11 protein-coding genes and 1 tRNA gene are annotated in these 12390 nt (G+C 39.4%); 8 read left to right on the top strand and 4 right to left on the bottom strand.

Annotated elements, in window-relative coordinates; translation table 11 throughout:
* Positions 1–12 precede the first annotated feature (12 nt).
* A complete protein-coding gene (putP, locus tag K7G97_RS09875) occupies positions 13–1485 on the bottom strand; it encodes a sodium/proline symporter PutP (protein ID WP_223040491.1) in 1473 nt (490 codons plus the stop codon).
* 260 nt (positions 1486–1745) lie between these two features.
* Positions 1746–2921, bottom strand: coding sequence for a MalY/PatB family protein (locus K7G97_RS09870; protein WP_223040490.1), 1176 nt, complete (start codon positions 2919–2921; stop codon positions 1746–1748).
* A gap of 438 nt (positions 2922–3359) precedes the next feature.
* Here K7G97_RS09870 and K7G97_RS09865 point away from each other — a divergent pair.
* From K7G97_RS09865 to K7G97_RS09835, 7 genes are all read left to right on the top strand, one after another.
* A tRNA-Thr gene (locus tag K7G97_RS09865) sits at positions 3360–3430 on the top strand.
* A gap of 89 nt (positions 3431–3519) precedes the next feature.
* A complete protein-coding gene (locus K7G97_RS09860) occupies positions 3520–4407 on the top strand; it encodes a helix-turn-helix domain-containing protein (RefSeq protein WP_064299698.1) in 888 nt (295 codons plus the stop codon).
* Between the two features lie 12 nt (positions 4408–4419).
* The gene (locus tag K7G97_RS09855) at positions 4420–5316 is read left to right on the top strand and encodes a helix-turn-helix domain-containing protein (protein WP_223040489.1); all 897 of its coding nucleotides are present in this window, start codon (positions 4420–4422) and stop codon (positions 5314–5316) included.
* A 47-nt stretch (positions 5317–5363) separates the two neighbouring features.
* The gene (locus tag K7G97_RS09850; RefSeq protein ID WP_223040488.1) at positions 5364–6245 is read left to right on the top strand and encodes a helix-turn-helix domain-containing protein; all 882 of its coding nucleotides are present in this window, start codon (positions 5364–5366) and stop codon (positions 6243–6245) included.
* 83 nt (positions 6246–6328) lie between these two features.
* Positions 6329–7210, top strand: a complete 882-nt coding sequence (locus tag K7G97_RS09845) for a helix-turn-helix domain-containing protein (protein WP_223040487.1) — start codon at positions 6329–6331, stop codon at positions 7208–7210.
* Positions 7211–7246: 36 nt separating this feature from the next.
* Positions 7247–8113 (top strand): helix-turn-helix domain-containing protein, encoded by an 867-nt coding sequence (locus K7G97_RS09840; RefSeq protein ID WP_223040486.1) that lies wholly within the window; start codon positions 7247–7249, stop codon positions 8111–8113.
* Between the two features lie 28 nt (positions 8114–8141).
* Positions 8142–9017: a helix-turn-helix domain-containing protein gene (locus K7G97_RS09835; protein WP_223040485.1), complete on the top strand. Its 876-nt coding sequence runs from the start codon at positions 8142–8144 to the stop codon at positions 9015–9017.
* On the opposite strand, the gene K7G97_RS09830 is transcribed toward K7G97_RS09835, so the two are convergent.
* On the bottom strand, positions 9014–9643 hold the full coding sequence (locus tag K7G97_RS09830) for an FMN-dependent NADH-azoreductase (protein WP_223040484.1): 630 nt from the start codon (positions 9641–9643) through the stop codon (positions 9014–9016). The genes K7G97_RS09835 and K7G97_RS09830 overlap by 4 nt on opposite strands.
* Before the next feature lie 145 nt (positions 9644–9788).
* Between K7G97_RS09830 and K7G97_RS09825 the strand changes: the two genes are divergently transcribed.
* Entirely contained in the window at positions 9789–11630 is a 1842-nt protein-coding gene (locus tag K7G97_RS09825) for a putative bifunctional diguanylate cyclase/phosphodiesterase (RefSeq protein WP_396133832.1), read from the top strand.
* Between the two features lie 81 nt (positions 11631–11711).
* On the opposite strand, the gene K7G97_RS09820 is transcribed toward K7G97_RS09825, so the two are convergent.
* Positions 11712–12389: an amino acid ABC transporter permease gene (locus tag K7G97_RS09820; protein ID WP_223040482.1), complete on the bottom strand. Its 678-nt coding sequence runs from the start codon at positions 12387–12389 to the stop codon at positions 11712–11714.
* Position 12390: the final 1 nt, after the last annotated feature.

The following is a 12390-nucleotide window of genomic DNA, read 5'->3' as shown; positions in this document are numbered from 1 at the left end:
GCTATTCGCTGATTATTGAACTGCGTCTTTTAATTCGTCTTCCATCTCTTCAAACGTTTCCTGAACGGCATTGACCGGTTGTTTCGTCATCAAGCTGACAACGACCGTAAAGATCAAGCTTGTGAAGAATCCAGGTACCATTTCATAAAGCGTCGTACTAAGTCCAAGTTGAACCCAGATGATGACAGTCAAGGCACCTGAGATAATACCAGCTAGTGCGCCTTGTTTCGTCATCCGTTTCCAGTAGAGAGAAAGCAAGATGATCGGACCAAAGGCAGAACCGAATCCAGCCCATGCATAACCGACAAGTGCAAGAATCGTCGCTGATGGGTTCCACGCGAGAATACTTGCGATGACGGCAACGACAAGAACGGCGATTCGACCTGTCAGGACGAGTTCTTTATCCGATGCGTCTTTTTTCAAGAACGTTTTATAAAAGTCTTCTGTCAACGCACTCGAAGTAACGAGCAATTGTGATGAAATCGTCGACATGATTGCTGCAAGAATCGCAGCCATTAGGAATCCTGTGATATACGGGTGGAATAGTACATCCGAGAAACGGATGAATACTGTTTCCGGGTCACCGAGTCCATTTCCTTGTCCTTCAAAATAAGCAATTCCGACAAGTCCTGTCATCATGGCACCGATGATTGAGACGAACATCCAGCCGATCCCGATACGACGGGCACTTTTTAAATCTTTAACAGAACGAATCGCCATAAAGCGGACGATGATATGGGGTTGACCGAAGTAACCAAGTCCCCAAGCAAGGAAACCGATGATTCCTAAAATGGTTGTCCCTTTGAATGGGTCAAATAACGAAGGGTCTAATTTTTCAGCGTAATTATACGCACCATCGATTCCACCGACGTCTGTCAATGCGACGACCGGTACAAGAACGAGTGCGATGAACATGATACAGCCCTGGACGAAATCGGTCCAACTAACTGCGAGAAAACCGCCGAAAAGTGTGTAGGCGATTACGACCGCAATCGTCAAGAGCATACCATAGTGGTAATCAAATCCAAATGAGCTGACGAACAATTTTCCGCCAGATACGATTCCGGCTGATGTGTAGAACGTGAAGAAAATGATGATAACGAGTGCTGATACAGTACGAAGCACGCGTGATTTGTCTTCAAAACGATTCTCTAAGAAATCAGGGATCGTAATTGAGTCGTTTGCCATTTCTGTATAGAGACGGAAACGTGGTGCGAGTACGATGTAGTTTACGTAACATCCAATCAATAAACCGAGTGCGAGCCAAAGGGCTGATACACCTGTTGCATACATGGCGCCGGGAAGTCCCATGAGCATCCATCCACTCATATCCGATGCACCAGCAGAGAGTGCTGTGACACCTGGACCGAGATCGCGTCCGCCTAACATGTAATCTTCTGTATTCGTCGTTCGCTTGTAGGCAAAATAACCGATTGCCAACATGAGAACAAGATACAGGATGATCGAAATCCATTCTTGCGTCATAAAGTTAAATCCTCCAAATGCAATAGTTTTTTCAGCGATCAAGCATGTATTGACTTGTTCGCCAAATGATATGTTCCCCACCTTACAGGGGATAAAACGACTTTGCAAGTCACTTCATTTTCATGAAAAGTGCCGCCACGCCTAGTGCCTTAAGGGGTTGGGACGGTTTTAGTCCCTGTTGAAGTTCTACTAATCCAAATATTCAGAATAATAAAATAAAACATAAATGACCCTAATAAATTAGGATCATTTATGTCACATTAATTCGTCCAAAACCGTTGGTATGCGGCGCTTAAACGGTCTAGTGCCTGATCTAATTGTGCACGAGGACAACCGATGTTTAAACGTTCAAACGTTTCGCCACCAGATCCGAACGAAGAACCATGCGTTAGAGCGATTTTTGCCTCCTTGACGAGCCAATCTGATCGTGTTTTACTGTCTAGTTCGAGTGCTTTGAAGTCGATCCACAACAGGAAAGTTGCTTCTGGAATGACAACGTCTAATTTTGGCATCTCTTGGCGAATCCGACGGATGGCATGGTCACGATTGCCTTCTAAATACATAAGTAATTGTGACAGCCATTGCTCACTCGCAACATCACCATATGCTGTTGTAATCGCAGTCGAAGCTAATGCATTCGGGTGAACGAAATGACGTTGCTGGATACGCTCGATCTGTTGACGAATCGAGATGTCAGGTACGATCAAATAAGACGCATATAGACCCGGAATATTGAACGTTTTGGATGGCGCACTCACTAAAATGAGTTTTTCATAATCCAAACCGAGAATAGGGGTGTGAACGGAACCTGTATAGACAAGGTCCGCATGAATCTCATCGGATACAAGATAAACATCATGTTGCTTCGCGAGTTCGACGATTTGTTGTAATTCTTCTCTCGGATAGACTTTACCGCTTGGATTATGCGGACTACAGAGAATCATCATACGTGCTGTTCGCATTTGCCGTTCGAGAAGTGGAAAGTCTGTCTGATACGTCTCACCGTCTAAAAGAAGCGGATTTTCAATGAGTTGTCGTTGATTAGACTGAATGATTTGATGAAATGGAGGATAGACCGGTGTCTGAATGATGATTTCATCACTCGGTTCCGTCAATGCGAGGACGGTATGCGCAAGTCCTGGAACGACACCGCTCGAGTAGAGAATGGAATCAGTAGTGATTGTGACATCATATCGCTTTTGAAACCAGTGTTGAATCGCTCGTTTTGCTTCGTCTTCAAACATCGAGTAACCGAAATGACCTGTAGCAACACGTCTAGTCAATCGTTCTGTCAAATGGTGTGGTGGACGTACGTCCATGTCGGCGACCCACATCGGAATCAGCTCATCTGATCCATATAGCGAAGGGAGCCCGTCCCACTTAACGGATCCTGTATTTCGTTTCTCGATCGTTTCATCAAAATTGATTTGTTCCATCAGACTTCACTCCTGTTCTTCAATAGTTGAATGACTCCATTTCACCATAGCGGATAGAGAGAGTGTGGGGCAAGTCGAAAAAAATAGAGGTTTAACATTTATACGATCAGGTAATTACTAAACTCGAACCTACCATAACGAAACGGAGTGATGATCATGTTGCATTCTAAAGTAGTCGTTGGGCGATCGCCTGAGGAATTAGAGGAGAGACTAAATGAATTTTTTGAAAATAATGGGGTCGGATCGAACGCCATCATTACATTAAAATTTTCAACATTCGTTGCGTCTAAAGCGGATGAACATTATTCAGTTTTAGTCGTCTATGATAACTCGCTAACGAAAACTACATTGTAAATTAGTGACAAGAAGTTGATCTGAAAAGCATCGACTTCTTGTTTTGTCTTTTTTTATAAGTTATACTAGAATCAGGTTTTGCAAGCTTCCGTAGGTTAATGGCAGACCTCAGCAATGGTAATGCTGCAGTGCGAGTTCGATTCTCGCCGGAAGCATAGATACGTCTTCCGTCTCAAGTGATATATACTTGAAACGGAAGACTTTTTTCATGAGTTCGATATTTTTGATTTGAGGAGTGACCTCTATGCATCCAGTCATTCATTCTGTTGGTGATAAAATCAAACAAGAACGAAAAAAACAAGGAATGACACAAAAAGCACTTTGTGAAGGAATTTGTAGTCAGGCTGAAATCAGTAAAATCGAAAATGGTCGAAATTCTCCAACGATTGATTTGTTACAGCAGATTTGTCGAAGACTACGCATCCCGATTTCATTGTTTTTTGAAGATGAGATCGTCTCACAAAAGTTAAATGAAATAGACCAAAGAATGTTGCGCCATATGAGAGAGAAAACTTACTCAGCTATGGAGAAGGATTTAGAAGAATATGCAAAAGCAAATACTGAATTTGAAATTCAAGTGTTAATTCGATATCATCAAAAGCTGTTATTACATGAAAAAGGAAACATCGATTTTAGAACATGTATTTCTGCGTTATTAAAATTAGTCATTGAAGAAAGTTTAGTTGAAAAGTCATTTCTTCTCTATACCAGAATTCAGATGGCAATTGCTGTTTTATATACGAATCATGATGATTACACGCATTCTCATCAAATTTATGAGGCGCTATTAAAACTACCTTACCGTACACGCGAGTATAAAAAAATTAAAATGAAAATCATATATAATTACTTACGTAACTTATATCGGTTAAAGCGATTCGAGGAAGGGTTAAAAGAAGTTGAACACGCGATAAAAGAAACCAAAGAGCTAGAAGATTTAACATACATTGGTCACTTTTATTATCAAAAGGGCTTCTTTTTAGAAGCGTTAAACGCTTCCGAGAAAAGTATTAAAGAAGCGTATACAATTGCTTACTCATTTTTCACTGCGACGAATAATCACGCATACCGAAAAATTCTTGAAACACATTTATCAGATCTATTGCTATTTCCTGTAGATGAAAGTGAGTGAGGAAAGATAAAGATGGATGATTTAACTTCATCAATCGGTGCAAAAATAAAACAATTGCGCATCGAAAAGCAATTGACTCAACAAGCACTATGTGAGGGTATTTGTAGTCAAGCTGAGATTAGTAAAATCGAGAACGGCTTAAATTCACCAACCGTAGAATTATTGCAAAAAATTGCCGCTCGTTTAAATAGTCCGATTGCACTTTTATTCGAGAATCCTCAAGCTAATGAAGAAATAGATTTTTTTGATAAATTTATTTCAGATCAACTTCGAGAAGAGAATTTTGATCAAGTCATACAATTCATTTCAAAGTATGATTACAAAGAGAATATGAATTTAATCATATTAAGTGCTTACTTTAAGATCATCGTAGAGATGAAACAAAATCGATTTGATTTTAGAACAGCCACTTCCTTATTAAGTAACCTTTTAAACGAGTATGATGTTTGGAACGAATCCATTTCGTTATTCATTCGGATTAAGACGGCAATTGCAAATATATATGCTGAACATGAGTTATATCATTTAACTACGGGTACTTATTCCGATATTGAAACGCTATTAGAGCAACTCAAAAGTTCCCAATATATCACTTCTTTGATAAAAATCTATTTTAATCATGCTCAAATTCTTTTATATCAAGATTTATTTGAAGAAGCGAACGTGTTTATTCAAAAAGGAATTAATTTATGCTTAGATTCTCAACAGACTTTTCTGTTAGGGCATTTTTATTTTCAATTAGGAAATTATCAAGAAGCTGCCGGTAACGCTTTATTTCAAAAGACATATACGATAGCTTATACATTGTTACACGCATTTGAATTTCAAACGACGAAACAATTAGTCGTTGACCTAAAGAAAGAACATTTATTGTTTTCTTTTGAGTCTACCTTTAAATACGAAGCATGATTCAAAACACAGTGAGACGTTTTAAGATATTTGGAGGATTTGATAGAATGGTTAAAGCTAATCCAATTGGAGAAAACTTAAAACGATTTCGTATTCAAAAGGGGTATTCTCAAAAAGAACTATGTGCTGATTTATGTAGTCAAGCTGAAATTAGTAAAATTGAAAACGGCTTAAATTCTCCGACTGTTGATTTATTACAACAACTTGCTGTAAGGTTGCAAGTTCCCATCTCTTTGTTGTTTCGAGAACATACCGATGAGGAAAAGTTCTTTCAACTAGATCGATTCTTATCCGATTTGCTTCGAGAAGAGAAATATAAAGAGGCGTTAGAGCGAATTCACCAGCAAGAAAAGGATAGCATCGTCGAAGTCTACATTTTAAAAAGCTATATCAAGACGATCATTGACCTAAAGCAAAATCGAATCGATTTTCGGACAGCAGCAAGCCTACTTAGCAACTTGTTGATTGAAAAAGAAGTCTGGTCTCAGTCCATTCAATTGTACATTCGAATCAAAATGGCAATTGCGAATATGTATTCAGAGCAGGACTTATTTCATTTAACGGAATCCGTGTATCAGGAATTAGAAAATGAAATCGAAGTTCTTCAGTCCAATACCTATCTAAATGCACTATTGAAAATTTACTTCAATCATTGTCAGATTCTTGAGTACCAAGGGAAGTCTGAGGAAAGTATCGTCATTGCCAAAAAAGGATATGAGTTATGTTTGAAACATAATCATACATTTCTATTCGGTCATTTTTATTATCAACTCGCTCACTATGATGAATACTTAGGTGAGGATGAGAAGTCACTCCAAAAACAATATTCAGTCGCCTATGCACTGTTTCATGCGTTTGAGCACGACGTTCGAAAGAAGATGATTCTTCGCATGAAGGAGTCGTATATGTTGTTCACTTTTGAGAATTAATAAAAAGGATACGTGACCTTCTTGGTAAACAAGGAGGTTTTTTCATGAAAAGTGCAATTCGTTTATTTCAATGAGGTGATTAGATGAAGGACGAACATCCAATTGGTAAGAAACTCAAATTTTTTCGAAAATTGAATGGGTTATCGCAAAAGGAACTGAGTGCAGGGATTTGTAGTCAAGCTGAAATTAGTAAGATTGAGAACGGGAAGACGATGCCGACTGTGGAATTATTACAACAACTTGCAACAGTACTTCGTGTTCCTATATCAGAATTATTAAAGAGTAATTCTGAACATCAATTGGAGCAGGTGAATATTTTTGATCAAAAACTTAGTACCTTACTACGCGAAAATGCTTTCGATGAATGTTTTCATGAAATGAAAAAAATCTCAGTAAGTGAATCTTCTGATGAAATAAAACGATTAATGACCTACTATGAAATTGTGATTGCATATCGAAAAAAACAAGTTGATTATCGAACGACCTCCGTTTTATTTACGCGATGGATGGACCAAGAGGATTTATGGGTGAAAGATCCGGTGCTTTACTTTCGAATCAAGATGGCATTATCCATTTTATATGCGGAATGCGGACAGTACCAACAAGCAGAAAAAATATATGATGAAGTATTACGCATTACTACAGAAATCAGCGGTCTAAAGAGTGAACGACTAAAGATTCTTTATAACTATGCAAAATTATTATATAAAATGGATCAGCCTCAAAAGGGTCTTCGTATCATCGAGGAAGGCATACATCTCAGTCGACAATTGAAACAGATTTCCTATTTAGCGCACTTGTATTATCAACGTGGTGAGTTTTATGAACGGATGGATACGGACGTCATGCAGATGAAACATGATTATACGATGGCGTATGAATTATTCTCTGCTTTTCAGATGAAACAATACGCTACTATCGTTCTAAAGACAAAAGGTTCTTATTTACAATCTGTACTGGACTAAGATGACTACAAAAAATATAAGAAAGGAGGAGGAAGATTGCGTATCGAGTCATTTGGTAAACAGATAAAACAACTACGAATCGAGAAAAATTTAACACAAAAAGAATTAGCAAAGGGTGTATGTAGTCAAGCGGAATTAAGTAAGATTGAAAATGGAAAAATAATGCCAACGATCGATCTTGTTCAACGTTTGTCTCAAAAATTATATATTTCAATGGATCAAATCTTTATCGATTCAAATGAAGTAAAGCTATTTCAGGACTATGACGTACAACTGTCGGACTTTTCTAGGCAACGTCGTTATGATGAGATGCTAGAATTTATGAAACGTTTACCGACTAGTCTTCCTCCTTCCGTTCAATTATTGATTCAATATTTTGAATGGGTCGCTCGCGAAGGTAAAAAAGATATCGATTACCGGACATGTATCTCCCAATTGCTTCGCTTATCGGATGAACACCAAATGGAAATAGAGTATCCTGTTCTTTATTTACGTATTCGAATGTCGGTCGCGAATTATTATTATTTGAACGGTCAATATCCATATGCACGAAAAATCTACGAAGATTTATTAACGTATGAGTATTCGACATACGCACTCAAAAAATTACAGTGTAAAATTATATATAATCATGCGCAACAGTTGTATTTTCAAAATGACTTTAAAACAGGGCTACAGGTTACTGAACAAGGAATTTGTTTATCCATCGAACGAAAAGATACAGCGATGTTAGGACATTTCTTTTATCAAAGAGGATGTTTCTATGAAGAATTGAATTATCCAAAGTGTGATATTCATGATGCGTTTACTCTTGCCTATTCCCTATTTACTGCCTTTGGCAATGATAATCATGCCGCGTTAGTCTTAAAAGGAAAAAAACAATTTCTCCACTTTCAAATGTGAGGACGGAAGTGAAAGAAAGGACGATATAATGGATCACTTACCCGTCTCGATTGGTTATGAAATCAAGCGAATTCGAAAAGAAAAAAAGATTACACAAGCAGAATTGTGTGAAGGCATTTGTAGCCAAGCTGAAATCAGTAAAATCGAAAATGGTAAGAATTCACCCACCATCGATTTGCTACAACAAGTCGCAAAACGATTAAAGGTACCATTGTCGATGTTGTTTCAAGATCATTTACGAAGTGATGTTTTTCAAACGTATGACGAGCAATTAGCAGAACTATTGCGGACTAACCAATACGTTGATGCCTTAAAGATGATCGAACATGTTCTTTCAACGGTAGATTTTGAGGAAGTTCGTGATTTGGCAGCATATTATCAAGTCATCGTTCAGGAAAAAAGTAGTCAACTTCACTACTTAAAAGCCATTCAATTGCTCGAACGATTAGTTAATAAAGAACACCTTTGGTTTGAATCAGCTATTCTGTATATAAGAATTCAGATGGCGATAGCGAATTTGTATGTTGAACACGGTGACTTCGATTTAGCGGAGGGTATCTTCCAGGTATTGATTCAATCGAATTATCCATCCATCGAATTGAAAAAGGTTCGCATCAAGATTTTATATAACTATGGACAACAACTTTCTAGGCAAAAAAAATACCTTGCCGGTCTAAAAATCACCGAACAAGGTATTCAAGAGAGTCTTCAAATAGAAGATGGTCATTTCTTAGGTCACTTTTATTATCAGCGAGGATATTTCACTCAACAACTGAATGGCGATCTTTCAGCTATCCAACGCGATTTTACGATGGCCTATTCCGTCTTTCGAGCATTTGATATGCCACTTCATGAAAAGCTGCTTCTGGAAGAACATGCAGAGTACGTTCTCTTCCCCACTTAAAACTTACGACCGAATTGTCGGCACTCTTGAAGCGCTTGTTCGATTAATTCAGAGGCACGTTCCGGATATTGCTGATGTCCCTCGAGAATGACAGTCGATACATCCTCAATACCGAAAAATGCCAATAGATCTAGCATGTAGCGAACAGCGTGTTCACTCGGTGCTTTCTCTTTCGTCGAGTAATCACCACCGCGTGAATGAATCAACAGCACTTGTTTGTCTTCAACAAGTCCAATCGAACCTTCGGCCGTATAACGAAATGTTTGACCAGCTTGAGCAAGGTAATCCATATAATTGTGCAGCGGTGCCGGAACCGTCAAGTTCCACATCGGAAATGAGAAGACGACCTTATCGGCATCTAAGAAACCGTTTAAATACTCCTGAAGTCGCTGTGCATGTGTCGCATCCTCTCCAGTTAATTCCTCGCCTTTAAAGAGGCGACCTGCCGCGCTCGCCAGTTTCAAATCGAAGAAGGGAAGACGTTCTTCAAATAAATTTAAAACCGTAACTGTATCATCCGGATGTGTTTCACGATACGCGTTCAAAAAGGCATCGTTCAATTCAGAGCTAATGCCTTTTTTTTGATGTGTGCTATCGTTCGCTTCGATGAATAGTAAATGTGACATAATCATTACTCCTTTCTATACCTCTCTATTCCCATTCTACTCAAAATCATGACTTCCCAATATTTTATTATTTTTAGAAAATTCAGGTTTTATTTTGGTTCTGATAAGGAAAATAAACGACAGGAACTAGAAAGAGGGGATGGCGGTGAATACACAGCGACGTTCTTCCAATAGTCTTCAATATCATCGAGAGATTCGAGCAAATTATCAATTGTTCGGGATGATCATTTTTGTATTGACGAGTTGTGGTGCCGTTTTATATATCGTTGCCAACGTATTTAGTCGTTCTGGTCTGAACGGGGAGGATTGGACACGTGCACTCGTCATTGCAAGTGCTGGAATCGTGCAGTATTTCATCGGTAAAAGTTCGTTGTCAGATCGTTTAAAACCTCATATGATGTCGAGTATTTTTTTATTGATTCCTTATATTTATTATCCATTCATCGATCGGGGAGTCCAGACGGTTTGGGCATGCGCGCTACTTTTCATTTTAGCGTCCCTTGTTGTTATTAACCGAACGATGTTGTTATACGCAACGAGCATCACGACGATCTCCCTGCTCTATATTTGGTATCAAACCCCTTCATTAGAAAACGTTACGATGTTTGCATCTGATCATATCGCACGAATTGGACTTATCTTAATTGCGACGATCATCAGTTTATTGATCCACAATCAATACGTCACCCGTCTTGAACGTAATATTGACTACTTAGCACGTTTACAAGAACAAGCATTTACGGATACTGTGACAGGTTTGTCGAACCGTTCTTCTTTTGTCATAGAAGTGGACAAGAAAAAACGAGAAGGCGACATGATTTGTCTTGTTGATCTGGATGATTTTAAAACCGTCAATGATGCTTTTGGTTACCGGACAGGTGACCGCACTTTGCACATCATTGGTCGTCGGTTAATGAATCGCTTTCCGGATTGTACGATTGCGAAAGCGAGTGGAAGTGCTTTTTTACTGCATGCTCCAAACCATTATGATGCACGAACACTTTGTGACGATATTTTATCGAGTGTATCAGAGCGCGTTCAAATTGACTTTAAACAGATTAACGTCACTGCAAGTATCGGTGTTTCCTATGTAAATGACGAAACGACGGACCATGTCATTAATGATGCGGAGATTGCCTTGTTCACAGCTAAATCCAATCGGAAAAATACGTATGCCATTACAGATTTAGCGACACAAAATGAACGAAAACGGGCGCTTCAATTAACACGCGACTTGTACGATGCAGAGCTGGATCGAGACTTTTTTATTTTATTTCAACCTCAGGTCAATGCAAAAACGCGTCAAATTACAGGAGTCGAAGCATTAATTCGTTGGAATCATCCGGAATATGGTCTCGTTCCGCCAAATGAGTTCATTCCACTTGCGGAGCGGACACGTTTCATTGAGACATTAGGCGTTTGGGTCATGCGTCAAGCTTGTTTCCAAGGAAAAGCATGGTTGGAAGAGGGGAAGGAGCCGTTAACGATTTCCGTGAATGTCTCACCGTGGGAATTACGTCAATCTGATTTTATGGATCGCGTATTGGCAATCTTAAAACAGTCTGGCTTCCCTCCGTCATTACTTGAAATCGAGATGACAGAACATATCTTCATTGAAGGCACAGAGCAAATCATCGAGACATTAAATGCCCTCCATTTATACGGGATCCGGATTGCGCTCGATGACTTCGGAACAGGCTTTTCATCAATGCAATCATTAGTGGAGTTACCGTTCGATCAATTGAAGATTCCAAAAGAAATCGTTCAAGAAGCCATTCATTCAGAGAAGAAACGAGCGATGATCGAGACGATCATTCAGTTAGGGAAGCGATTAGATATGACAATCGTAGCTGAAGGGATTGAACTAGAAGAAGAGGCGGCATTGCTCGAGCGACTGGGATGTCATACGTTGCAAGGATATCTCTTCCATCGCCCGTTACAACCAAGACAATTAGAACACTTTTTAACGATGTATCGAGAAGGTTGACGATATGATATATCAAAAAAAGAAAGTAAACAGGCGATGGACATAGTCCATCGCCTGTTTGTATAACTGTATATCAATGAATCACAGATACCTCGCAAAACGACGTTCGAGAACCTCTTGAATGACTGCGATACAAGAACAGATTCCCCAGTAAATGAACGCAACGACAAAATAAACGGTCATATAATCGAATTCGCGCCCACCGACAATTTTTGCTTTTTGAAAAATCTCAGGAACTGTAATCATGGCAGCAAGCGATGAAGCTTTAACCAAATCAAGCAAAACGTTTGAGAGTGGTGGGATGGCAATCCGGATCGCTTGTGGCAAAATGATGCCGACAAACGTCCGATACTTAGATAAACCGAGTGACGCTGCCGCCTCTTCTTGACCACGATCAATCGACAACAAGGAGGAGCGAATGATCTCCGCCATGTACGCCGCACTGTTCAAACTAAAACCGGTGATGGCTGCTGTTAACGCGTCAAGTTGAATATTGATGACCGGCAGTCCAAAATACAACATGAACAGCAACACGAGAATCGGAACACCTCGCATGAACGAGATGTAGGCGCTCGCTCCAATACGCAATACACGAAAACGAGACAGACGGCAAAGGGCAAGGATTAACCCGATTCCGAGACCAATGGTCATACTGAGCAAGGAAATCCATAGCGTCTGTCCCAGTCCACTTAAAATATAAGGAAACGATTCGACCGCCAATTCCGGATTGAAGACGGACCGCCAATCAATCGAAGACATC

Origin of the sequence: Exiguobacterium acetylicum (assembly GCF_019890935.1) — a bacterium.
Taxonomy (GTDB): domain Bacteria; phylum Bacillota; class Bacilli; order Exiguobacteriales; family Exiguobacteriaceae; genus Exiguobacterium_A; species Exiguobacterium_A abrahamii.
Note: the sequence above shows the minus strand (reverse complement) of the source record. Positions and strands in the feature narration are given on the sequence as shown.

What these genes read in the sequence shown, in the direction of transcription:
- putP (WP_223040491.1), bottom strand. Translation starts at nt 1,485, where the DNA reads ATGACGCAAGAATGGATTTCGATCATCCTGTATCTTGTTCTCATGTTG.
- K7G97_RS09870 (WP_223040490.1), bottom strand. Translation starts at nt 2,921, where the DNA reads ATGGAACAAATCAATTTTGATGAAACGATCGAGAAACGAAATACAGGA.
- K7G97_RS09860 (WP_064299698.1), top strand. Translation starts at nt 3,520, where the DNA reads ATGCATCCAGTCATTCATTCTGTTGGTGATAAAATCAAACAAGAACGA.
- K7G97_RS09855 (WP_223040489.1), top strand. Translation starts at nt 4,420, where the DNA reads ATGGATGATTTAACTTCATCAATCGGTGCAAAAATAAAACAATTGCGC.
- K7G97_RS09850 (WP_223040488.1), top strand. Translation starts at nt 5,364, where the DNA reads ATGGTTAAAGCTAATCCAATTGGAGAAAACTTAAAACGATTTCGTATT.
- K7G97_RS09845 (WP_223040487.1), top strand. Translation starts at nt 6,329, where the DNA reads ATGAAGGACGAACATCCAATTGGTAAGAAACTCAAATTTTTTCGAAAA.
- K7G97_RS09835 (WP_223040485.1), top strand. Translation starts at nt 8,142, where the DNA reads ATGGATCACTTACCCGTCTCGATTGGTTATGAAATCAAGCGAATTCGA.
- K7G97_RS09830 (WP_223040484.1), bottom strand. Translation starts at nt 9,643, where the DNA reads ATGTCACATTTACTATTCATCGAAGCGAACGATAGCACACATCAAAAA.
- K7G97_RS09820 (WP_223040482.1), bottom strand. Translation starts at nt 12,389, where the DNA reads ATGTCTTCGATTGATTGGCGGTCCGTCTTCAATCCGGAATTGGCGGTC.